The organism is Bacteroides sp. RTP31139st1_H2_RTP31139_211217 (assembly GCF_040227615.1).
Classification (GTDB): Bacteria; Bacteroidota; Bacteroidia; order Bacteroidales; family Bacteroidaceae; genus Bacteroides; species Bacteroides uniformis.
In genome coordinates, this window is sequence record NZ_JBCNZM010000009.1 from 25,945 (window position 1) to 51,027 (window position 25,083).

At 48.6% G+C, this 25,083-nt stretch carries 13 protein-coding genes and 1 pseudogene; 4 read left to right on the forward strand and 10 right to left on the reverse strand.

Features of this window, described 5'->3' with window-relative positions; genetic code table 11:
- Positions 1 to 120: 120 nt before the first annotated feature.
- The 5 genes from ABUA47_RS02455 to ABUA47_RS02475 all read right to left on the reverse strand — a co-directional run bounded on the left by ABUA47_RS02455 (position 121) and on the right by ABUA47_RS02475 (position 12,053).
- A complete protein-coding gene (locus ABUA47_RS02455) occupies positions 121 to 1,128 on the reverse strand; it encodes a DUF5017 domain-containing protein (RefSeq protein ID WP_035447847.1) in 1,008 nt (335 codons plus the stop codon).
- A gap of 48 nt (positions 1,129 to 1,176) precedes the next feature.
- Entirely contained in the window at positions 1,177 to 2,931 is a 1,755-nt protein-coding gene (locus ABUA47_RS02460) for a RagB/SusD family nutrient uptake outer membrane protein (protein ID WP_035447648.1), read from the reverse strand.
- Between the two features lie 24 nt (positions 2,932 to 2,955).
- Positions 2,956 to 6,099: a SusC/RagA family TonB-linked outer membrane protein gene (locus ABUA47_RS02465; protein WP_230583260.1), complete on the reverse strand. Its 3,144-nt coding sequence runs from the start codon at positions 6,097 to 6,099 to the stop codon at positions 2,956 to 2,958.
- A gap of 191 nt (positions 6,100 to 6,290) precedes the next feature.
- Positions 6,291 to 7,850, reverse strand: a complete 1,560-nt coding sequence (locus ABUA47_RS02470; RefSeq protein WP_035447652.1) for a sulfatase family protein — start codon at positions 7,848 to 7,850, stop codon at positions 6,291 to 6,293.
- 129 nt (positions 7,851 to 7,979) lie between these two features.
- The gene (locus ABUA47_RS02475; protein ID WP_349831415.1) at positions 7,980 to 12,053 is read right to left on the reverse strand and encodes a two-component regulator propeller domain-containing protein; all 4,074 of its coding nucleotides are present in this window, start codon (positions 12,051 to 12,053) and stop codon (positions 7,980 to 7,982) included.
- Between the two features lie 189 nt (positions 12,054 to 12,242).
- Between ABUA47_RS02475 and ABUA47_RS02480 the strand changes: the two genes are divergently transcribed.
- Both ABUA47_RS02480 and ABUA47_RS02485 read left to right on the forward strand, forming a co-directional pair.
- On the forward strand, positions 12,243 to 13,325 hold the full coding sequence (locus ABUA47_RS02480) for a phosphotransferase enzyme family protein (RefSeq protein ID WP_035447656.1): 1,083 nt from the start codon (positions 12,243 to 12,245) through the stop codon (positions 13,323 to 13,325).
- Positions 13,316 to 14,050 carry a carbohydrate-binding family 9-like protein gene (locus ABUA47_RS02485; protein WP_005826029.1) on the forward strand — a complete coding sequence of 245 codons (735 nt, stop codon included), beginning with the start codon at positions 13,316 to 13,318 and terminating at the stop codon, positions 14,048 to 14,050. Before ABUA47_RS02480 ends, ABUA47_RS02485 begins: the two co-directional genes overlap by 10 nt.
- 563 nt (positions 14,051 to 14,613) lie before the next feature.
- Here the strand turns inward: ABUA47_RS02485 and lpxA are convergent.
- The 4 genes from lpxA to ABUA47_RS02505 form a co-directional block, all read right to left on the reverse strand.
- Complete coding sequence (gene lpxA, locus ABUA47_RS02490; RefSeq protein WP_005833833.1) at positions 14,614 to 15,381, reverse strand: acyl-ACP--UDP-N-acetylglucosamine O-acyltransferase; 768 nt, start codon at positions 15,379 to 15,381, stop codon at positions 14,614 to 14,616.
- Positions 15,382 to 15,480: 99 nt separating this feature from the next.
- Positions 15,481 to 16,866, reverse strand: coding sequence for a TolC family protein (locus ABUA47_RS02495; protein WP_005826021.1), 1,386 nt, complete (start codon positions 16,864 to 16,866; stop codon positions 15,481 to 15,483).
- Between the two features lie 19 nt (positions 16,867 to 16,885).
- The gene (locus tag ABUA47_RS02500) at positions 16,886 to 20,305 is read right to left on the reverse strand and encodes an efflux RND transporter permease subunit (RefSeq protein ID WP_005833831.1); all 3,420 of its coding nucleotides are present in this window, start codon (positions 20,303 to 20,305) and stop codon (positions 16,886 to 16,888) included.
- 54 nt (positions 20,306 to 20,359) lie between these two features.
- Positions 20,360 to 21,535 (reverse strand): efflux RND transporter periplasmic adaptor subunit, encoded by a 1,176-nt coding sequence (locus tag ABUA47_RS02505; protein ID WP_005833830.1) that lies wholly within the window; start codon positions 21,533 to 21,535, stop codon positions 20,360 to 20,362.
- 281 nt (positions 21,536 to 21,816) lie between these two features.
- Here ABUA47_RS02505 and ABUA47_RS02510 point away from each other — a divergent pair.
- Together ABUA47_RS02510 and ABUA47_RS02515 are read left to right on the forward strand one after the other, a co-directional pair.
- Positions 21,817 to 23,812 (forward strand): annotated as a pseudogene (locus tag ABUA47_RS02510) (Ig-like domain-containing domain).
- Positions 23,727 to 24,641, forward strand: coding sequence for a DUF3108 domain-containing protein (locus tag ABUA47_RS02515; RefSeq protein ID WP_080545834.1), 915 nt, complete (start codon positions 23,727 to 23,729; stop codon positions 24,639 to 24,641). Before ABUA47_RS02510 ends, ABUA47_RS02515 begins: the two are co-directional and overlap by 86 nt.
- Here the strand turns inward: ABUA47_RS02515 and ABUA47_RS02520 are convergent.
- Entirely contained in the window at positions 24,586 to 25,029 is a 444-nt protein-coding gene (locus ABUA47_RS02520) for a PaaI family thioesterase (RefSeq protein WP_005826009.1), read from the reverse strand. The genes ABUA47_RS02515 and ABUA47_RS02520 overlap by 56 nt on opposite strands.
- Positions 25,030 to 25,083: the final 54 nt, after the last annotated feature.

Consider the following 25,083-nt stretch of genomic DNA (forward strand, 5'->3'; position numbering starts at 1 on the left):
TTAGGGTGTTTATGAATCAGGGAAGAGCCTCGCGGTTCCTCCCTGACAAAGTTAATTGATTAAGGTCTATAAAAAAATTTTAAGGTTAGAAGTCTTGTGTTGATAGTACGTTTTTCTTCACTACTCGGTTACGACTACCGTGTATTCGCGCACCACGGAAGACTCTTGCTTGTAATTGCCGTTGGTACCTACGAAGGTAGCGGTATAGGTGCCGGGAGCGTTGTAAGTGTATTGGTAAGAGTCAAGACTTTGGGTAACATTCTTCAATCCGGTGCCTGCATCGGGGGAACATGCATTGACCACAAACAGATTGGACACCAGCCAACTGTATTTTAACTCGGTGTTGGCACTGGAACTGTGAATGAAGAAAGCATTCATATCTTTGAAATTCCAGATACCGGAGGTGTTATTGGTAACTGTACCATAGGCACGGTTAGAGGTCATACCCTTCTGGTCGCTCAGGTTGTGGCGGTGCAACATGTTGATGGGGGTAAAGCCGAACGAGTTGGCGGTGAAAGCCGTTTCCTGTCCGTTGGTCATCTTGTTCACAATCTGCATATTGCCGAAGGTGAATCTGGATTGTGTGGCCGATTTGTCTTGACCCCGGTAGCAGATGGCCACAGCGATGCGTTTGCCTAAATAGGGCTTCATGTCCACTTCAAAATCTTGTGCCTTTGGAGTAGCGGGGAAGTCGGCTGCCGGAATCAGGGTTTCCCAAGCGTGCTGTTCCACCAGTACGGAGTCTACTTCAAAGTTGCCTTTCTCCAGTCCGGGGAAGTCGGCAGACACATACATGGTCAGTATGTTTTCCGGTTTTCCATATTGTGGAGTCAGCTTGAATTTTAAAGTTGAAGTTTCTACTTCTCCTTCGTCCACTGTGGTACGTTCTCTATATTTATATTCTTTTCCGGCCTCACCGCTGTAAAATGTGAGGAAGTCCGGATCGCCGTTGAAATGGAACTCTACTGGAGTTCCACTTTTTACGGTAATGGTCTGGCCGTCGAAACTTACACCGTCTCCGGTTGCCACGTTTACATTCAGTTCGGCATCTTTAGTAAATTCACTCTCGCAGGAAGCAAGGGCGAAGGTTGCGATACTGACAGCTATCAATAGTTTATTTAGTTTCATAATATTATTCATTTATTTGGAATGATTATCCTTGTTTCACTCACTTGATTACCAACCCGGATTATTTTGGGTGATAGCTTTGTTCACAGACATTTCACTATCCGGTATCGGGAAGTAATTATAAGCATCTGTTATCTGGAAAAAAGTGTAGACACTATAATTGGGTCCTGTAGACCAATTGGCATTGGCACCTTGCAAGGCGCGGGGAGCCAGCTCATTCATGTTTTTTACATATTCACCCCAGCGGATGAGGTCGTAACGACGGGTATACTCAAAGCAAAGTTCCATAGCGCGCTCGTCTTTTACTGCCTGGCGGAAGGCCTCCTTGCTGAGACTGCCTTCTTCGTAGGGAGCGATACCGGCACGGTTACGCACGTCGTTCAAGCATTTATAAGCCAGTGTAGTGGGAGAAGCACTGACTTCGTTCTCAGCTTCGGCCACCATCAGCAATACATCCGAGTAGCGTAGCAACGGGAAGTTGATAGAGGTGTAGTTCTTGTTCTTCTTCGACCCGTAAAGCTCATATTCTCTGCGGTATTTTCCGCAAGCGCGTGAGTAATTCTTTTCGGAGTCGGCTTCACTCTTTTCGTAGTCGCCAGTCTTTTTGGCAGCGTCACCTTGACCGTAGCTATAGGATACATCCCAGTACTGGTTTTTCACCTCTTCCATTTTGCCGAACTCGAATTGGCGTCCCGTAATACCTTTCTTGCTCACGGCCTCTACATATTCGAATGGTGCAATGCTCCAGTTCATGCGGTTGATGTCGCCGTTCGCCTTGTAGAGCTCATACAGCTTAGGAGTCGACCAGAAGTAGGCATAACCGAATCCGGGGTCTTTGGCATCCAGCAGGGATTGGTCGGTAGACTGGTCTGGACATTTGATGCCTATCAGGTTTCCGATACGTCCCTCCGCTCTTACTTCGGAAGTATAGTCACCGGCGAATTCGGCTTCCCATATACTTTCATTGGCTGTAGTATTGTAGCGGTTAGAACAGAGGTCGATGAATACGTCCCAGTAGTTGGCTGTCAGGCTATGTCCTTCGCCCATTACCTTTTGTGCGTATGTGCTGGCTTGTTTGAAATAATTTTGAATGGCTGTAGCGTCTCCACTGGTGTTGTCGCGGAAGTGCTCGCCGGCACGGAATAAATAAACGCGTGCCAAGATACCCCATGCTGCGGAACGTGAAACGTGTCCTGGCTTATAACCCAGTTCTGCAGCTGTGGCAAGCCCTTCGGCACACTCGGAAATTTCAGTGGTGATGAAGTCATAGATAGTCTGCTTGTCTGTACGGGGAATATCGAGCCCGGTCACGCTATTTGTCGAAGTGGTTTTGAAAGGAACGTCTCCCCAGCCTTGTACGAGCGTAAAATAGTAGTAAGCACGCATAAAACGTGCTTCCGATGCATATTGCAGACGCAACTTGTCGGATATGTCATCCGTCTTATCTATGTTCTCCAAGAATGTATTGGCACGGTCGATACCGGTATAAAGTGTTTGCCAGAGGTTGCTGAACTGTGGTGAGCTTGAATTGGCATTATTACATGCAATGGCACCGCTGGTTTGCGGATTACGACCGCCACCGTAGTGGGACAAATCGTCGGCACCCGTCATGAACATATACTCGTTTCCGTAGAAGTTCTGTGAGGTCAGTGGAGCGTATACAGAGGTCAGGAATGAGAGAGCTTCTTCCGCATTATTAAAGTAATTGTCGGGAGTCAGCTTGGTCGGTTCTTTGTCCAGGAAATCGCAAGATGCCATTGCCAGACAAGCGAAAGATAATATAATTGTTTTTATTGTTTTCATATATATTCCAGTGTTTTAGTGGGATTAGAAACCTAAGTTGATACCGAAACTTACGGAGAGTGCACGTGGGTAAGACGAGAAGTCAAGGCCCGGAGTCAAGCCTCCGCTACGGATAGATACTTCGGGGTCGTAGCCGGAATAACCGGTAATAGTCCAAAGGTTTTGTGCAGCTACGTAAAGGCGTGCGTTGTCAATTTTATATTTTTTCAAGAAAGTCTTGGGTACGGTATAGCCCAGCGTCACAGTTTTCAGGCGCAGGAATGAAGCGTCTTCTACTACGCGTGAAGAAATCACGAGATTGGAACTTGAGTTGGTAGCTGCCGGAATATTACTGTTCGGGTTTTCCGGTGTCCAACGGTCGGTATAGCTGGCATATTGATTCAACTCACGTTTCTTCTGGAAGCCACTGTCGAAGAACAGGCGGTTGGCATTCAGTACATCGTTGCCGTAGCTCCATTGGAAGAATACGCTTAGGTCGAAGCCTTTGTATTCGAAATTATTGGTGAAACCACCGGTATGGATGGGCAGACCGCGTCCTATCATGGTACGGTCATTGGTATCTATGACGCCGTCACCGTTCAAGTCTTTGTACTTGGGCATACCGGGCTGTGTATTGCTTTCGCTTACGTAGTGGGGAATGTTACCCTTCAGCGTGTAGCTGCTGCCGCTTTTGTCAAAATCATCATATTTATAGGTACCTTCGTAGATATATCCGTAAATCATACCCATTGGTTGTCCTATTTTGGCAATATAATTGGGCTGGCTGTTGAAGTTCTGGTCAAATCTGGCGGTACTCAACAAGCTAGTCTGATTTTCGGCAAGTTCCAATACTTTATTTTTATTGAAGGAAATATTGAAATTACTGCTCCACTTGAAGTTTTTGCTGTCTATGTTCACGGTGTTCAACGTCAATTCAATACCGTCATTGCGTACTTTACCGATGTTTTTCATGGCTGTCAGATAACCTGAAGAGTAGGGAAGGGTGGCATCCAGCAACAAGTCGCGGGTAGTCTTACGGTATAGGTCGGCAGTGAAGCTGATGCGTTCATCGAAGAATCCCAGGTCAAGACCTAAGTTCCACTGTTCGGTAGTTTCCCATTTCAAATCTTCATTAGGCAGAGAGATAGGAGCTACACCGACATTTCCGTTGTTACCGTCGAAAGGATATACGGTGTTGGTCATGCTGGTGGTGGCATGGCTTTTAATCATGTCCAATAAGGCAAGGTAGTCATATTCGCCGATACGGTTGTTACCCGTAAGACCCCAGCTCAGACGGATTTTACCACTTGAAAACCATTTCTTATAATCCTTCATGAAGTCTTCTTCGGAGAAGCTCCACGCCAGTGAGCCTGAAGGGAAGTAGCCATAGCGATTCTTCTTACTGAACTTGGAGGAACCGTCTGCGCGGAACGAGGCTGTGGCATAATATTTAGACTTGTAGTTATAGTTCACACGTCCCAGATAAGACAGCATAGACCAGGAAGACAAGGTAGAGGTACTTTTGTCGAAAGTGCCTTGACTCATACCGGCCATGCCCAGTGATTCGTTGGGAATCTGCTTCATGCGTAATGAATAATATTCATAGTCAGAGTTCTGCAATGTTACACCGAGCAGTGCGTTCAAGAAGTGTTTGCTTTTGAAGTTGGTCTGATAAGTCAGGATGTTTTCGTTCAGCCATGTCAGACGTTGTTGGCGTACTACTTCTGCATTCACTTTGTCGGTAGAAGTAGGACCACCGTAGCGGGTCTTGGAATTATTGAAGGTGTCGGTGTGACGGTTGTCGTAAGTCCATCCTCCGGATACTTTTAGCTTTAATCCCTTGATAAACTCGTATTCTACATAACCATTTAACTGGAGGTTGTTGACGTAGTATTTGCGGTAGGCGTTCTTCAGGTCGGCTATGGGATTGAAACGATAGTCATTTGATGCATCCACATCGTCATCCACGAGGTCGTTCAATAAAGAATCGAGAGACTTGCCGGGATAGTTAACCGGGCGGTATCCCCATACGCTATAGAAAAGGTTGTTCATACCAGAGTAAGAACTTGAGGAAGGAGATGAACCACTCTGGATGGAACGAGAGAAGTTGGAGTTGAAGTTTATGGTCAGCTTACCGCGTTTTACCAAAGTATTCAGACGGCTTTGCAGGCGCTCGTAATTGGAGTTGAGCAGGATACCATCTTGGTCGTAATAAGAAAGGGATGCATTGTAGCGTATACCTTCCGAACCGCCGGACAGACGAACATTATGATTTTGCTGCCATGCTGTGCGGAAAATTTCGTCTTGATAGTTGTTTTGGGCAATACCCCGGTAGTCGTCCAGTGTCCATTGGTGACCTTCGTATAGAGGGAGGTATTTTTCGATGGCACGGGTGGGATCTACTTCGAGTTGCAGTTTTACGTAGTCGTAAGCATCCATCATGTCCAGCTTTTTGGTAACGGTGGAGATACCGAAGCTGCCGTCATAGCTGAGCTGTGGTTTGCCAACTTTTCCCTGCTTGGTGGTGATGATAATGACACCGTTGGCACCACGCGCACCGTAGATGGCTGTGGCCGATGCATCTTTCAAAACATCAGTCGATTCGATGTCGCTCGGGTTGATAGCAGCCGCCACGCGTGCATCTTCCACCGGGAAGCCGTCGATGATATAAAGTGGGGTATTGTCTTGTGTTAGCGAGTTGTTACCACGGATAGTGATGGTCATCGTACCACCGGGCATGCCTTCACCTGAGCTTACGTTTACACCGGCGATACGACCGCCCAATGTCTGGTCGAAAGATGCAGAAGGAGTCTTGAGCAAGTCACTCATGTTGACTTTGGATACAGAACCGGTCAAGTCTTTCTTACGGACTTCCTGGTATCCCACAACAACCACTTCATCCAATGCCTGGGCATCTTCTTCCAATGTGATATTGAATGTCCGTTGGTCACCTACTTTGATGTCTTGGGTCTTGTATCCAATAAAAGAGAATTGAAGGATGTCGGAAGGTTTTACGTTGCCCAATGTAAACTTTCCTTCCAGATCTGTGGTAGTTCCGTTGGTGGTTCCTTTCACAACAACGCTGACACCGGGCAGTTCTCCCATGGCGTCGACAACTTTACCGCTTACTTGGCCTCCGGTCTGTGCGTGTATACCAAGTACACAGCAGAAGAGCATTGCAAGTAGCATAAAGGTTACTTTTTGTCTCATAAATATTAATTTAATTAGTTATTAATAAAGGTTGTTTCTTTGTTTTGTACTCACTTCAGAGTTGAATCACATCGCAAATGTAGGGGATGGAATATACAAATGCATTAGTTAATAGTTCGCAAAAAGTACGAATTCGTACAAAACTTGCGAACTATACCACTCTTGTACTTTTATTCCCTTTCACTTTGGTTCTTTGCTTCCTTCACCTCTTCCAGTAGGGCAGAGAGCGTTTTTACCTTGTCCGGATGGGCTTCTGCCACATTGTCTTTTTCGGACGGATCAATGGAAAGATTGTACAGTTGGGGCTGCGGGGCGTTGCCCATTTCTATTTTTGTCCAATACTCCAGTGCCGGCTTGTCGCTGGGCTCTATGTATTTCCAGTCTCCTTGGATAATGGAGAGTGTATTGTCCAGATTCTGTTGTACAATATAGTCACATCCGGCAGTATCGGTTCCCAGGAAGTTGTTGAGCTGGTCGCGGCTGTCGGGAGCGATGCCTGCTTCCAGCGGATGGTTCAGCAGGGCGGCGAATGAAGCGTATACATCAATCATGGAGAAGGGGGCTTGTTGTTTGCCGGGTTTGATGCCATTGGGCCAGCGTACAATGAAGGGAATGCGGGTACCGGCATCGAAAGCGCTGTACTTCCCACCGCGGTAGTGCTTCATGGGAGTATGGCCGTTCAGCAGTTCGCGTGCCTGGTCCTGATAGCCGTCGTCTATGACGGGACCGTTGTCACTGCAGAATACAAAAATGGTGTTGTCGGCAATGCCGAGGCTGTCCAAAGTGTGCATGATTTCACCCACGGTCCAGTCCAGCTGGAGGATGACGTCGCCACGTACGCCCAAACCACTCTTGCCGGCGAAACGCGGATGTGGCACGCGGGGAACATGTACATCTTGCGTACCCATATAAAGGAAGAAAGGTTCGTCTTTATGGGCTGTGATGAAGTTCTTAGCTTTGTCTGTAATCACGTCGGCAATGTCTTCGTCTGTCCAAAGGGCGGATTTGCCGCCGGTCATCCAGCCGATGCGGGGGATGCCGTTGATGATGGTGTTATTGTGCCCCTGGCTGGGTTTCATCTTGACGAGTTCGGGGTTTTCGAGACCGGTGGGCCAGTCACCGACCTTGTGGTCGTAGCTCACAGTGATAGGGTCGTTGGGGTCGAGACCCACTACATGTCCGTTCTCTACAAAGACGCAGGGAACGCGGTCGACGGTAGCGGGGATGATGTATTCATAGTCAAAGCCGATGTCTTGGGTGTTCGGTTTGATGGAGTGGTTGAAGTCTGTACCGCCTTTAGGACCCAGGCCGAGGTGCCACTTGCCCACTGCTGCAGTGGCGTAGCCTTCTTCCTTGAACATATCGGCCATAGTGACGCAGGCGGTATCGATGATGAGTTCGGAATTGCCCGGAGCAATGCCGGTATTCTTCTGTCGCCAGGGATACATGCCTGTCAGCAGGCCGAAGCGGGAAGGGGTGCTGGTGGAAGAAGTGGCATAAGCGTTGGTAAACTGCATGCCTTGTCCGGCAAGGCGGTCAATGTTGGGAGTGCTTACTTTGGTGGCACCGTAACAACTCAGGTCGCCGATGCCCAGGTCATCAGCAATCAGATATACTACATTGGGCTTCTGCGGAGAGTGCTCCGAAGTCTTGTCTTTAGATTGGCTTCCGCATCCCGCTATCAGGGCTGCACCGGGAAGCAGAGACCACAAGGGGGAAAAATGCTTCATAGTTCTTTGACTTTAGATTGTAATTCTGAGGTCAAAGGTAAGAGGTTTTATGGAATCGGGTGTATAAGGAAGTACAAGGGAAGGGAGAAAAAGTACAAACCGTATCATGCGATGGCTTGATGTACAATATTAAGATGTCTCTTCACTGTCTTCCGTACTTTCCTCTCCTACATTCTCTCCTTTGCGGTAGGCCAGTGGGCTGACATGGTAAATGTCCTTGAAGCATTTGGAGAAATAGCGTGAAGAACTGAAACCGATCCGGTCCGCAATTTCAGTGATATTCAGCTCCGGATTGTTGCGCAGCATTAGAGCGCCTTTCTTCAGGCGGATGGTCAGGATAAAGTCGTTCGGAGTTTGTCCGGTGATAGCCTTCAGCTTGGTGAACAGATTGGTGCGTGCCATTGCCATTTCACGGGCAAAGACGTTGACGTTGAACTCCGTATCGTCCAGATGTTGCTCGATGACTGCCATGGCACGGTCCAGAATCTCCTTGTCTATGGGGTTGGTGGCAAGCATCTGTACAAAGGCTTGCGGCTGCTTGCTGAACTTTTCCTGCAGAAGGATGCGCGAGTTCACGAGGTTGTTGCAGCGCGAAATCAATAGATTGGTGTTGAACGGCTTGGTGATATAGTCGTCCGCACCGATGCGCAGTCCCTCGATATTCTGTTCGATGGCAGTACGTGCCGTGAGCAGTACCACGGGAATATGGCAGGTGTTGAAGTCGCTCTTTATCTGTTTGCACAGTTCCGTTCCCGACATGTTGGGCATTACTACATCGCTGACTACGATATTGGGCATTTCGCTGCGCACCAGTGCGAGTCCTTCCGCTCCGTCGGCCGCAGTCAGCACTTCGTAGAAGGGCTTGAAGATACCTGCCAGCATGTCGCGGATGGAGTCGTTGTCTTCCACTATCAGGATTTTTGCATCCGGGAGTCGTTTGATGGGAGCACTCTCTTCCAGCTCCGCCTTGAGCAGGGCATCGTTTTCCGGTTTGGGAATTTCTATTTGTTGCACACTGTCTGCATTCTTATTTATTTGCTCTTCGTCAAACTGTGCGTTCCCCAATTGCAGGTTTACGATGAAGCTGCTACCTTTGCCCAGTTCGCTTTCCACACGGATGGTGCCGTGATGGAGCTCCACGATACCCTTCGTCAATGCCAGGCCGATACCCGTACCCGTCTTGCTTGCATCCGTAGAGTCCATTTGGTCTATCTGGTAGAAGCGGTCGAATATCTTGTCCACTTCCCGGGCATCTATGCCGCTGCCGGTATCGGTTACGCGGATGACGGCATTGCTGCCTTCGGTCTTGATGCTGAGGGTGATGCTGTCTTCCGCCTTGGTATGCTTGACGGCGTTGGACAGCAGGTTGTTTATCACTTTCTGCATCTGTTTTTGGTCATACCATACTTCGAGGCTGTCTGTTTCCTTCTCGAAGTAGAGGCTGATTTGTTTGGCGCTGGCATATTCCAGGAAAAGCAGATAGTTTTCGTATAGGAAGTTCACGATGTTGTGTGGACTTACCTTTATCTTCATGTGCCCTTGTTCCTGCTTGCGGAAGTCGAGCAGCTCGGTGATGAGTTCCCGTAGCTGTATGCTGTTCTTGTAGATGCCCAGTACCTTGTTATATATGGCAGGCGTGAAGTTCTGGAGTTGCATCAGCGTTTCCACTTGGGCCACGATGAGTGTCAGCGGGGTGCGGAATTCATGGGAAATGTTGGTGAAGAAACGTAGCTTTGACTGGTTCAGGGCCTCTACGTCACGGATGTGCTTCTGTTCGTACTTCAGTGATTCCCGCAACTTGATTCTGGACTTGTAGGTACGCACCAGATACCAGAGCAGGATTCCCGTCACTATCAGGTAGATAAGATAGGCAAGGGGAGTCTTGTAGTAGGGAGGCAACACGTGTATGGTCAGGTGGACTTGCGGACAAAGGCTCTCGTCTTTTCCGTTGGGCTTTATAATCAAGTTATAGGTTCCGGCGTTTAGGTTGGTATAGGTGATGTTGTGCAGTCCACGGGCACTGTTCCAGTCGTTGGAGAAGCCTTCCAGCTTATAGATGATGTCGTCTTTGTTGGCGGCTACATAGTTTGAAGTGGCGAACTCTATGCTGAACATGGACTGGTCAGCGTTGAGCGTAATCTCGGGGGTGCAGTACAAGGCTTGCTGCAGGATACCGGTCTCATCTCCCACTTGTATTTCCGTTCCGTTCACAATGAGGCGGGAGAGGATGATTTTGTAGGGTTTTGGTGTGAAGTTCAACTCCATTTCGTGGAAAGAAATCATTCCCTGCGTGCCTCCCAGGAATATTTCTCCGTCACGGGTCACGCAAAGGGCATTCTCATTGACGGCAGTCATTGGGAAACCGTTTTCGGCACTGTAGTTCAGGAATGCCTTTTGCCGGTAGTCGAAGATGGAGAAGCCTTCGTTGGTGATGAGCAGCAGTTTGCCGCTGGTGGGGGATTCCTGCGTCTCGTAGATGCAGTCGCTGGAAAGGCCGTTCTTCGCTTGGTCAAAGTTCTCGAAGTCGTTGCTGGCAGGGCGGTATAAGTCCAGTCCGCTGCCCGAAGTGGCGAACCACAGATTGCCTTTGCTGTCTTGGGTAATGTTGTTTACATTGTTGTTGCTGATGCTGTGTGGGTCGGCAGTATCATGGCGGTAGTTGGTCAGTTTGCCGGTATCGAAACGGTAGCTGAACACACCTTCGCCCGTGGCTGCAATCCAGAGCGTACCGTTGCTGTCGAAAGTGACATCTGCCACCATCTTGATTTTTTTGCCTTCTTTGCTGTCCTGGAACAGTTGTTGGCATTTCCCGTTGGCAGGGTCGAAGAGGCAGATTCCGTTTTGGGTGGCTATCACCAGGTGGTCTTGGTAAGGCGCGATATCGCGGATGATGTCGGAAGGCAAGGTCTCCGGATTACCTGCTTCCATGCGGTAGTGTGTGAATCGCCCCGAGCGTATGTCCAGTCTGTTCAGTCCGCCCAGATGGGTTCCTATCCAGATGATGTCTTTGGAGGCATCATAATAGAGAGCCTTGATGTTGTTATGGGAAATACTGTTGGGACCGATTTCCGGGCGGAACCATTTGAACTCACGGGTACGGCGGTTGTAATAGTTCAGTCCGCCCCCTTCGGTGCCAATCCACAGATTGCCGTCCTTGTCTTCGATGGTGCGGCCTACAACCGGATTGCTCAGCCCCTTCTTTTCGATGGGCGAATACATATAGCGGCTGTATATCTCGTACTCGGGGTTGAAGTAGTTGACGCCGCCAAAGTAGGTCCCCAGCCACAGCGTTCCTTGGTTGTCCTTTACGATGCACCAGATGGAAGAGTGTGTCAGTCCGTCGCTCTGGGCATCACTGGCAGTGTGGTTCTGGAAGAGTCCCGTACTTTTGTCATACCGGTTCAATCCGTTGAATGTCCCAATCCAGATGTTTCCCAGATTGTCTTCACAGCAGGCTCGCACGAAGTTGGAAGAGATGCTGTAAGGGTTCTTTGCGTCGTATTCAAAGATTTCGATGGTTCCGTCGGTCTTTACATGGTGCAGCCCTTCTTCCCAGCTGCCAATCCATAACTCGCCTTCGCTGTCTTGGTATATGCTGGTGATGTTGCCTTTCAGGATGGGGTGGGTCAGCTCGTTCTTGTCCAGTTGCAGGCGGTATGCTCCGTCGGTGGTCGTTCCAATCCACATTTGTCCTTTGTCCAGATGCATACAGCAGATTTCCAGACTTTTTCCGGGAAGCTGGTAATAGAGGTCAAAGTTCCCGGTCTGCTCGTTATAGCGGTAGATTTCATTCTGTTTTCCGATGAAAAGGGCCTCTTTGTAATATATGCTGTGCACATTTCCTTGCAGCAGGGTGGTGAATCTTTGGGTGGCGAGATTGAACTCGGCTACTCCTTCCGTACAGAGCAGGTAGATTTTTCCGTTACGGTTGCCGGCCATGCGCAGCACGGTGTTGCAGAAAAGGCTGTAAGGGTCGTTCTTCTGCAGCTTGTAAGTTTGTATGTCTTCTCCGTCATAACGGTTCAAGCCTTCTCGGGTTCCAATCCATAAGACACCGTTTTCATCGATGTAAAGGCTGTTCACGGAGAATTGTGACAGACCGTCGTCGGTTGTCAGATGGTTGAAGGTGATGTTCTGCGCCTGCAGGGTTGCAGCAATCATGCTTACTGAAACAAGAAGCAGCCGGATGATAAACGTTCGCACTTTTCGGGTAGTTTTTAAGGTTTCAGTTACAAATATAGGTATATTTTGTACAAGACTTCTTATTTATTAGGCAGTTTTTGCGGCTATGTTTGGATAAATGTATAATTTTGGAAGCGCGCCGAACGATACTTGTCTTTTGATAGATGGCAATCGGCGTATCTTTGTAAACAAATTAATTCATTTATTATCATGAAAGACCTTTTATCTATTGTATCTCATTTTCAAATGCAGGGTACGGTTCGTGAAATCAAGCCTTTAGGCTCAGGCCTGATTAACGATACGTACAAAGTGACCACCGTTGAGGCCGATGCGCTGGACTATGTTCTGCAACGTATCAATCATGCCATTTTCCAGAATGTAGAGATGTTACAGTCTAATATCGAGGCTGTGACCGGGCATATCCGTAAGAAGCTGGAAGAGAAAGGAGAGGCCGATGTCGAGCGTAAAGTGCTTCATTTCATCCCCACGGCCGAAGGGAAAACCTATTGGTATGACGGTGAGAACTACTGGCGTATCATGACTTTTATTCCCCGTGCCAAGACTTACGAGACGGTGAACCCCGAATATTCCTATTATGCGGGAACTGCCTTCGGTAATTTCCAGGCTATGCTTGCCGACATTCCAGATACATTGGGCGAGACAATTCCCGATTTCCACAACATGGAGTTCCGCCTGAAGCAACTCCGTGACGCTGTGGCTGCCGATGCTGCGGGACGTGTGCAGGAGGTGCGGTATTTTCTGGATGAGATAGAAAAACGCGCTGATGAAATGTGTAAGGCAGAACGTCTGTACCGTGAAGGCAGACTGCCCAAACGGGTATGCCACTGTGATACGAAAGTAAACAACATGATGTTCGACGAAGACGGTACGGTGCTTTGTGTCATCGACCTGGATACGGTGATGCCCAGCTTCATCTTCTCCGATTATGGCGATTTCCTTCGCTCAGGTGCCAACACGGGGTTGGAAGACGACAAGAATCTGGATAATGTGAACTTCAATATGGAAATATTCCAGGCATTTACCAAGGGTTATCTGGAATCGGGCAAATCCTTCTTGTTGCCGATAGAGATTGAGAATCTGCCTTATGCGGCTGCCTTGTTCCCATACATGCAGTGCGTACGCTTCCTGGCAGATTATATCAACGGTGATACTTATTATAAAATCCAGTATCCGGAGCACAATCTTGTGCGTACCAAGGCTCAGTTCAAACTGTTGCAGAGCGTGGAGGAGCATACACCGGAGATGAAAAAATTCATTGACTCATGTATCTGAAAAAGTTTTTAATGACGATAGCGGCAGCTCTTTGCATGTTGCCGCTATCTGCAATTAATCCCCAAAATAGTAAAATGAAAGAATTGAATGTAAAGAAAGTAAGTGCGGCCAATATACCGGTAGAGTCGGTTCCGGCTCTTCTGGATGAAGAGAAGGTGGCGTTTCAGCCCGTAAACACAGTGAATTGGGCTGCTTTTCCTTATACTCCCGATGTGGAATTCCGCATAGCGCATACGGAAGATGCCATTCTGCTGCATTTCAAGGTAAGGGAAGCGAGTGTACGCGCAGTTGCAGGCCACGATAACGGTCCGGTTTGGGAAGATGCGTGTGTAGAGTTCTTCTCTGTGCCTGCCGATGACGGAGTGTACTACAATATGGAGTGTAATTGTGCCGGGACTCTGCTTATTGGGGCAGGTGCCGGACGTGGAAACCGCCAGCATGCCCCGCAAGAGGTGCTCGATAAAGTACAGCGTTGGGCTTCTTTGGGACGTGAGGCTTTCGACGAAAGAGTAGGTGAGTGTGCCTGGGAAGTGGCCCTGGTCATCCCTTATTCCGCTTTCTTCCTGCATGACATCACTTCGTTGGATGGAAAGACGCTCCGTGCCAATTTTTATAAATGCGGTGACAAGCTCCAGACTCCCCATTTCCTTTCCTGGAATCCGATAGGTCTGGAGAAGCCGAACTTCCATTGCCCGGAGTTCTTCGGTACCCTGCATTTCGAGTAGTAGTAGAACAAAAAATTACTCAACCTGCCCTCACCACTATCACCGCTTTTCTGAAACTCCCTATTCATCGCCCTTTCAAGGGTGAGTGAGAGCAAATAAAAAGGGTGAGGGCAAATTTTACCCTCACCCTTCCGAGCGTACCCGGTTGCTTCCTGCTTCTTTCCCCGTCTTTTATAGGACAAGACAGACCATTGTCTACAGAAACAGTATAATAAATACCCTTTATATACTTAATCCGTTAGTTCACAACACTGAACAGTTTGTTCCAGCATTAGAGAACACTTTGTTTCAGTATAGAAAAACACTTTGTTTTCATATAATGGAACGAACTGTTTTGTTAAGGGAAACAAAGTGTTCTCTATAAGGAAACAAAATGTTTAGTTAAAGGAAACAGTTTGTTTTACTTAGCATACTGCCTGGAATGAATGTGCATCAAAAAATAGTAAAAGATAATGCAGGAACTATTGTAGAGGAATATAGAAAAGGGCACGAACTACGCAGACTTACAGAAAAGAATTTATTCATCCGTATTGTCTGCGTGATTCGTGCCCGAAGAAGGGTGTTTACTTCACGATTCCTTTGGAATTCTTGATGAAGTTGATGATATTGTGTATCTCGTCACTCATCGGTACTTGGTCTTCAATCTTCTGCAAGGCATCCTGCACGCTGAAGTTTCCCTGGTATACCAGACGGTAGGCATTTACGATATGGCGCAATACACGTTCGGTCACCTGGTGTTTGTGTTGAAGCACAGCAGCGTTGATACCGTGGTATTCTGCCGGATTACCGTTCATGATGATATAGGGCGGCACATCCTTTGATATGCGGCAGCCAGCTTGAATCAGTACCCAACTTCCAATGTGGCAGTATTGGTGCAGAATGACGTTGCTGCTCAGAATGGTGCAGTCGTCTATCTGACATTCTCCGGCTACGGTAGTCTTGATACCCAGTACACAATGGTTGCCTATCTGCACGTCGTGGCAGAGGTGTACACCATCCATCAGGTAGTTTTCATTGCCGATGCGGGTGGCGCTTCCTGCATGGGTAGCACGGCTGACAACCACGTTCTCGCGGATGTCGTTATTATCACCGATAATCAGCATGCTGTTCTCTCCCGTATAATGGAAGTCTTGCGGTTCGGCACCCAGAACGGCATTGTGATGCACCTTGTTCCCTTTTCCCATGCGGGTACCGTGCAGAATTTTTGCCCCCGACATAATAATACAGTCATCACCGATTTCCACGTTCCCTTCGATAAATGCAAAGGGCTGGATGGTTACATTCTTGCCGATTTTTGCGGCAGAATCTACATAAGCTAACGGACTTATCATAGTAATTAGCGATTAATGATTAATGATTAGTGATAAATGGTTAGTGATTAGGATTTACTATTTCATTAATCGCTAATCACTAATCACTTATCGCTCATTTTATTCTCTTCCTCCTCCAAGCGCTTGATACAGACTGATGACTGCCTGCATGCTGCTGAAGGTGTCGGATACTTCTGCAAGCTGTGCGCTGAGGTAAGACTGCTCGGCAGACAAGACTTCCAGATAGGTCGACGTGCCTAAGTTAAACAATTCTTTTGTATCTGAGGCAGCTTGGCGGGCAGAATTTACTTGAATAGTGCGTGAAACGGCTTTGTCCTTCTCCATTTGATACAGGTGCAGGGCGTTGCTCACTTCATTTCCGGCATTCAGCAGGGCGGTTTGGAACTGAATCTTAGCCTGCTCCTCTTGTGCCTTGGCTTGTTTCAGACGGGCAATGTTGGCACCGCGATAGAACAAGGGTTGCGTCAGCGAACCGATGGCGGAAGCCAGCAGTTTGCCCGGGTTGACGATACCTGCACCGGAGTTATTGGTCCAGCCTCCCGAACCGCTCAATGTAATCTGCGGGTAGAAAGCGGCACGGGCGCTGTTGGTATTATAGTAGCTGGCAGCCAGTGACATCTCGGCAGCTTTCACGTCCGGACGGTTGGATAGCAACTGCAAGGGGATACCTACTGAAAATTCCGTAGGCAGCTGTTGCTCTTCCAGTACACCGCGTGCGATGCTCTGTGCCGGTTGGTGCAACATCAGGCAGAGGGCGTTTTCGGTTTCGCGTATGCTCTGGCGTATGTCGGGCAGTGATGCCATGACTTGAGCGTAGGCAGTGCGGCTCTGCTCTACGGCAGCAGAAGTGGTTCCGTAGATGCCTGCATCTTTCATGGCTTGCACGGTCTCCAGGTTCTTTTTCAGAATCTCGACGGTGCCTTCGGTGATTTGCAGTTGGCGGTCCAGCATCAGCAGGGTGTAGTACATGTTGGCTACGCCGGCGATGACTTGCGTCTGAACGGCTTGTTCGTAGAATTGCGTCTGCTTCAAGCTAACCTTTGCTTGTCGCTTCGGGTTCAGCAGTTGACCGAAGAGGTCGACTTGCCAGCTTGCGGTGACGGGCAGGGAGTAGATTTGTGTAGCCTTTCCCTTGTCCCAGCTGCTGACGGTTCCTTGCGGAGACAAGGCAAGCATCGGAGCATAGGCAAGACGGGCAGACATCAGTGCGGCTTGTGCTTGTTTCACGTTCAAGGCGGCACTGCGCAGGTCACCGTTGTTGGTGAGTGCTTGCTCGATAAGTGTCTGCAGCTGCGGGTCTGTGAACACTTCTCTCCAAGGCAGATTACCGAAGTTGGCCGTATCTGCGGCTAATGTATCGTTCACGGACGCCGTGTCGCGATACAGTCCGGCAGTTGTCATGTCTTCGGGTCTGTCGTATGATTTGTAGATGTGGCAACTGCTCAATAAAGCAGTTGCGCACATCAGGCATATTATTTTCTTCATAATCGCTAATCGTTAATCACTATTTTGTATATTGTTCAATCTCCGGTTCTGCATCCGAGTTGTCCACATCTTCCCATTCCATCGGCTTGAATTTCTCCTGCAAGTACTGGAATGCCACGAACAGTGCGGGCACTATGAAGATTTGCAGAATCATACCGATTAACATACCGCCGATGGCAGACGTACCCAGCGTACGGTTACCGTTGGCACCCGCACCGGAAGCAAACATCAGCGGGAGCAGACCGACAATCATTGCCAACGACGTCATCAAGATAGGACGCAGACGGGCTGCGGCACCCAATACGGCTGCCCAGGTGATACTCATACCCATTCTGCGGCGTTCGAGGGCAAACTCTACAATCAAGATGGCATTCTTGGCCAACAGACCCATCAACATGATGAGGGCAATCTGCATATAGATGTCATTGGACATCGTACCCAGAATCATTTTCAGTGCCGGGATGCTGCCCAATGCGCCTATACCGCCTACAAAGAGGAAGCTACCCAGCAGACCGAACGGCACGGACAGCAATACGGATAAAGGCAGGATGTAGCTTTCGTACTGGGCACTCAGCAACAGATAAACGAATACGAAGCACAATATGAAGATGAGTCCCGTAGTGCTGCCACTCGTTTCGGCCTCTTCACGCGCCATACCTCCCAACTCATAACCGAAACCGGCAGGCAGGTTTTCCTGCGCCACTTCGGCAATGGCTTGCAGAGCCTGACCGGAAGTGTAGCCTGATGCGGGAGCCACCATCACCTTCATGGAGGTGTAGAGGTTGAAACGGCTGATGACGTCAGGACCATATACTTTCTTGATGGAGATGAACTGCGTGATAGGTGCCATCTCGTTGCCGTTGCGCACCTTGATGCTTTGCAGTGTTTCCATATTCTTGGTAGCATCAGGTTCGGCTTGTACCATTACGCGGTACATCTTACCGAAGCTGTTGAAGTTGGAAGCATACAAACCACCGTAATATCCCTGCAAGGTAGTCAAGATGTCATTGGGGCTGATGCCTGCTTTCTTACAAGCGGCAGCGTCAATGTCCAGCTGGTATTGCGGGAAGTGAGGGTTGAAGGATGTCTTGGCAGAGTTGATTTCAGGGCGTGCTTCCAGGGCTGCGTTATAGTTGTTCACCACGTCGAAGAAGTGGTTCAAATCACCACCCGTCTTGTCCTGCATGTTCAACTCGATGTCGCTTGAAGCCGAGTAACCCGGAATCATAGGCGGCGCGAAGAACAATACCTGCGCTTCCTTGATAATCTTTTGGGCGCGCATGTACAAAGTGGCGTACACAATCGTGGAGTTCTGCATCGTGGAACGTTCTTCCCAGTTCTTCAGCTTGATGATGAGTGAACCGTAGGAGGGGCCTTGACCGCCCAAGAAGCTATAACCTGAGATAACGGTACGTGACTGTACGGCAGGGTCTGCAGCAACCAAGCTGTCCACACGGTTCAAAATCTCTTGTGCGCGTTCTTGTGAAGTGCCCGGAGGCAGTGTCACAGCGCCCATGATGGTACCGGTGTCTTCGTTGGGCACCATACCGGTCGGGGTTATCTGCATGAATACGCCCAACAGTACAATAGAGCCGATAACCAGTCCTGCCGATATCCAGCGTTTCTGGATGAAGAACAGCACTTGTTTCTTATACTTGCCCAGGATACCGTTGTATGAGTCATTGAAGGATTGTTTGAACTTGTCGGTAGTCATACCTGCCAACGCCAGCACACTGATGATAATCATCAAGCTACACAGAATGGGGTGTTCGCTGAAGCTGAACAGACCGAAAATCATGCCCAGGATAGCTACCGTCACGAAGAGCAGTGTAATGCCGGGACGCATCAACCGGCCTATAGAGTCGGCATAACGTGCAATCATAATCTTGCGCGCTTCCTTGGCGGCAACGCCTACACGCTCTTTCAGACTTTCGTGTCCTCCATTATGAGGTTTCAGGAAGATGGCACACAGCGCAGGACTCAGGGTCAGGGCGTTCAGAGCCGAGAAACCGATGGCAATCGCCATGGTCAAACCGAACTGACGGTAGAAAGTACCTGCCGTACCTCCCATGAAGCTCACGGGAACGAATACGGACATCATCACCAACGTAATGGAGACGATGGCACCACCCAGTTCACTCATGGCGTCGATGGAAGCTGTACGGGCCGATTTGTAGCCCTGGTCCAGCTTGGCATGGACGCCCTCGACGACGACGATGGCATCATCGACCACAATCGCAATGGCAAGCACCATGGCCGAAAGGGTCAGCAAGTTGATACTGAAGCCAATCAGTTTCAATACGAAGAAGGTGGCAATCAACGCCACGGGAATGGCGATGGCGGGAATCAACGTGGAGCGCATATCCTGCAGGAAGATATACACTACGATGAACACCAGGATAAAGGCCTCGATCAATGTCTTGATTACCTCATGTATGGAAGCGAAGAGGAAGTCGTTGGCACTCTGTGCAATGTTTATCTTCAAGCCGGCGGGCAGTTTGCTGGAATAGTCGTCCAGTAGGGCCTCGATATCCGAGATGGTCTGCGTGGCATTACTGCCTGCCATCTGGAAAATGATACAACTCACGGCTTTATGTCCGTTTACCATATTGTTGAATCCGTATGACAGACGGCCCAGTTCCACATTTGCTACATCCTTCAGACGGAGTATTTCACCGTTCTCCAAGGCCTTGATGACAATGTTCTCGAACTCCGTAGTCTGTTGCAGACGTCCTTTGTAGCGCAGGGTATACTGGTAGGTTTGGTTACCGCGCTCACCCAACTGGCCGGGAGCCGCTTCGATGTTCTGTTCGCTCAAGGCGGCAACCACATCGTTGGGGATAAGTTTGTATTGGGCCATTACATCAGGTTTCAGCCAGATACGCATGGAGTAGTCTTGTCCCAATACCATGGCATCGCCCACACCGTTGACACGTTTCACCTCAGGGATAAGGTTGATGTTGGCGTAGTTTTCCAGGAACTCGATGTTGTACTGGTCTTTTTCATCATAGATGGAGAATACCATCAACATGGAAGTCTGGCGTTTACGGGTGGTTACACCGATTTTGGTAACTTCGGCAGGCAGCAAGCCTTGCGCCATGGAAACGCGGTTCTGTACGTTCACCGCTGCCATATCGGGGTCGGTACCTTGCTTGAAGTAGATGGAAATGTCGCCCGAACCGCTGTTGGTGGCGCTCGAACTCATATACATCATATTTTCCACACCGTTAATCTGGTCCTCCAGCGGAGCGATAACGGAGTTAAGCACCGTTTGGGCATTGGCACCTTGGTAAGTCGCACTTACCGATACGGTGGGAGGTGCAATGTCCGGGTATTGGGTGATAGGCAAGGTAGCCAGACCAATAACTCCTAAGATTACTATCAGGATGGAAATTACCGTTGATAGTACCGGACGGTTAATAAATCTATCTAATTTCATTTCATGAACAATTAAGGAATTAAAAATTGAAGAATTTTTTTATTTTTTATTCTTTCATTGAAACGCAGTCTGAATATTGCCTTCTTTCTGGTCTTTTAGGGCCTTCTGGTATTCGGCTTCCTTTTCAGCAGGCGTGATGGGCGTGATGGACTGTCCGTCCTTCAGGTTCTGTACCCCTTCGATAACGATTTTTTCGCCTGCTTTCAAACCTTCCGTCACGTAATAATACTTGCCGTCGTCTAAGCTGAACACTTTAACTTCGGTATTTTTCAGCGTGTTGTCCGGTTGCAGTACGAATACGAACTGCTTGTCCTGGATTTCGGTAGTGGCAGACTGTGGAATCATGATGACATCATGCAGCGGGTTGGGGAATACCACATTGCCGGTGCTTCCACTACGCAGCACGTTGTGCTTGTTGGGGAAGAGGGCACGCATGGTTACCGAACCGGTAGTCTGGTCAATGACTCCGCTGATTGTCTCCACGCGGCCACTGTCGGCATACATGGTTCCGTCGATGAGCTGCAACTGTACATTCGGCATCTTTTCCAGAATTTCCTTGGTGCTACCGCCTTCACGAATCTGTGACAAGAGTTGGCGTTCGGTCATGGAGAAGTAGGCGTACATTTCGGAGATGTCGGCAACGGTAGTCAGCGGGCTGGCTACGGAAGGACTAACCAAGCTACCCACGCGGTAGGGAATGCTACCTACTACACCGTCACTGGGGCTGGTTACACTGGTGTATGACAAGTTGTTCTTGGCATTGACCAATTGGGCATTGGCTTGTGCCAGTTGTGCCTTTGTCTGTGCCAGCTGGTTTTCGGCCATTTGCAAATCGTAGTCACTGATGATGTTTTTCTTGTTCAGTTCACGTTTGTTGTTTACAGTCAGTTCTTGTGTGTTTACGGCAGCTTTGGCTGTTTCAACAGCAGCTTTGGCCGAATTTACGGCTGCCTGATACTGTACGGGGTCGATACTGAACAACACTTGTCCTTTGCGCACTGTTGCGCCTTCATCCACGTGCAATTTTGTGATGAACCCACTCACCATCGGGCGGATTTCTACATCTTGTTTACCCTTGATAGTAGCAGGGTAGCTGTTTGTCAAGTTGGCAGTGGTGGTCTTTGCCTCAATCACTGCAAATTCGGGAGCTTTACCCGTTCCTTTGTCGCCTTGTCCGCAACTGCTGAGCAGTGCCAGGCAACATGCCAATAATACTAATCTACTCTTCATACTCTTTTTTGTTCTCTGTATAATTTTATATTCTTCTTTTTTTCGATTCTTGAAAGGCGTTTTTGTGTGTAATTCATGATTTAGAAATAAGGCAGGAAAAAGAAAACTGAATACTCCTATTCAGTTTTCGTCTGCAAAAATATTCTTTTCTTAGTATATAAGGTGTGAAACACTTCCTTTTTTAACTATGTTTCATACATAGATGAGAACGAAAGGACATTTTTTGATTAAAATACTGTAAAGCATACCGCTAATTGGCAGATAACCTTTATTTTTGCAGCATGTTAGAACGTAAACGCCATACTAAAATGAAGCCGCTTTTCCGCAGGTTGTTGGGGGGTGTTGCCATAGCTGCCGCACTGTATTCTTGTGCCAGTGTGGGCCGTATTGAAGGAGGACCTTATGATGAGACTCCTCCGCGTTTTATTTCCGGTACTCCCACGCCCGGCGCACTCCATCACAATAAAAATAAACTTTCCATTGAGTTCGATGAATTTATCAAGCTTGACAAGCCGAATGAGAAGATTGTAATATCCCCTCCGCAGGTGCAGCAGCCCGAAATTAAGTCTAATGGGAAGAAGGTGGTCATCACTCTGCAGGATACATTGAAACCCAATACTACTTATACATTCGATTTTGGTGATGCCATCCAGGATAATAATGAGGGGAATCCCTTGGAGAATTTCTTCTATTCTTTCTCTACGGGCGACCGTCTCGACTCTATGGCTGTGGCCGGTACAGTACTGAATGCGGCCAATCTTGAACCGGTGAAAGGAATGCTGGTCGGTCTGCATGCCAATCTGGCCGACTCCGCTTTTACCAAACTTCCTTTTGAGCGGGTGGGGCGTACGGACAGTCGTGGACGCTTCTCTATCCGTGGAGTGGCTCCCGGCAAGTATCGCATTTATGCCTTGCAGGATGCCGACCAGAATTTTGCCTATTCCCAGCCGACGGAAGTGATAGCTTTTAATGACTCTATCATCATTCCTTCCATGGAAGAGCGCATGCGCCAGGATACGACCTGGATAGACTCGCTGACAGTAGATACGATTGTAGAACGTCAATATACCCACTACCTTCCGGATGATGTTCTGCTGCGTGCTTTCAAGGAGCTTTCCTTCTCGCAACGTTTTTTGAAGGCCGAACGGTTGACTCCGGAGAAGTTTTCGCTCTATTTCACTGCTCCGGCAGACACGTTGCCTTTATTGAAAGGATTGAACTTTAATGAGGAAGATGCGTTTGTTATAGAACAGCCTACCGGCCGGAACGATACGATTCATTATTGGATAAAGGATTCTCTGCTCTATAAGCAGGATTCCCTGAAAATGAGTATCACCTATTTGTATACGGATAGCCTGAAACGATTGGTACCCCGTACCGATACTTTGAATGTGCTGGCGAAGTTGACATACGACAAGCAGCAGAAACAGAAGCAGGAAGCGAAGGAAAAGGAACAGAAAGAGCGTGAGAAGAAAAAGAAGAAGTTGAAGGAAGGTGAGGTGGAAGAGCCCGAGCCGACGGAATTCCTGGCTGTAGATGTGTATGCCCCTTCTGCAATCGATGTATATGATTATCTTACTCTGTCGTTTACGGAGCCGGTGGCAAGCATAGATACCACCGCTTTCCATCTGAAACTGAAAGTGGACTCGTTGTGGCAGGATATCCCGTTCGACTTTATGCGCGACTCTTTGGACTTGAAGCGTTATAATCTGTTTGCCGAATGGGCACCCGGCGAAAGCTATACATTTGAAGTGGATTCTGCTGCCATACGCGGGTTGTACGGGTTGTTCTCCGACAAGATAAAGAAGGACTTCAAGGCCAAGAAGCTGGAAGAGTACGGGCAGATATGTATAAGAGACATTCTTTAATGTGCATGGAGCGGACTCTCTGGCTTTTGTGGAACTACTGGACGGTCAGGACAAAGTGCTGCGCACGGTGCCGGTGGTGGATGGGAAAGCCGATTTCTATTTCCTCAATCCGGGCAAATATGGAGCGCGGCTGATAAATGATACGAATGGGAATGGCGTCTGGGATACGGGAAACTACGCCGAGAAGCGCCAGCCTGAAATGGTTTACTATTATCCGATGGTTCTGGAGCTTAAAGCGAACTTTGATTTGACCCAGGAATGGGATATTAAGGCCAAGTCCCTGGATAGGCAGAAGCCGGACGAACTAAAAAAACAAAAACCAGATGAAGACAAGAAAAAGCAAAACAGGAACAAAAATAACCGCAGTGGCAATAGCAGCCGCAACAGTGGTAGAGGCCATAGCTATTAGGCGGAAGCAATTGTTCATTCTATTGATGGTGGGAGCGGTCTGTTTGGGAACCTCCCAGTCTGTTCAGGCCCAATGTACTGCAAAGAATGAAGCTTTCCAGTCGGGCGAGCATGTCATGTACGATTTATATTTCAATTGGAAGTTCATTTGGAAGAAGGTGGGTCTGGCAAGCCTCACTACCAATGCCACGACTTACCATTCCGAGCCTGCATTTCGCTTTAACTTGCTTTGTGTAGGCAGTAAAAAGACCGATTTTTTCTTCAAGATGCGTGATACGTTGACTTGTTATGTCAGCGATAGGTTGGAGCCGCTCTACTTCCGTAAAGCGGCGGAGGAGGGAAGCCGCCATACGGTGGACGAGGCTTGGTTCTCCTACTCGGACGGACTGGCGAATGTAAAGCAGAGACGCACCTGGCACAATCCCGTGCGTGAGGCTCAGGAGATGGAATACAGTGATAGTCGCTGTATCTTCGATATGTTGAGCATTTTGGCGCAGGCGCGCTCTTATGACCCTAAAGACTACAAGGTAGGGCAGAAGATACTCTTTCCCATGGCCACGGGACGCAGGGTGGAAGAGCAGACGTTGATTTACCGCGGCAAGGAGGAGGTCAAGGCGAATAACGACACCGTTTACCGCTGCTTGGTATTCTCTTTCGTAGAGTACAAGAAAGGTAAGGAGAAGGAGGTCATCACCTTCTTCGTATCCGATGATAAGAACCACCTTCCCATTCGCTTGGACATGTATTTGAATTTCGGTTCGGCCAAGGCATTCTTCAAGAGTGTCCGGGGCAACCGCTATCCGATGACGTCTGTGGTAAGGAAAAAGTGATGTTATCCCCTTTTCTAAATACACTGGATTCGAAAGTGGCAATCAGTTTTCCCTCCTGGTTGGTGACGTCGATCTGGTAATATCCGGTGGTGCGGCCGATGTAGCGTTCGCGTGCTTCGGCATACAGTACATCGCCCGGTCCGCTGCTGCGCAGGAAGGTGATATTGGACGAAAGAGAGAAGGCCAATGTTCCGTGGGAGTTGGCTGCTGCTGCCAGTGCCAGGTCGGCAAGGGTGAAGATGGCCCCTCCTTGCGTACGGCCTCCTGCATTGAGATGCTCTGCCGTGATAACCAGGCGTGCCTTGCTGTATCCTTCCTTTATTTCTATCAGTTCTACACCTGCATTCGTGGCGAAGCGGTCGTTCTTAAAAAACTCTTGTGCGGTCATGGGGAGTAATGATTAATGTTTAGTGATTAATGATTAATGGGTGGAAAATATGTG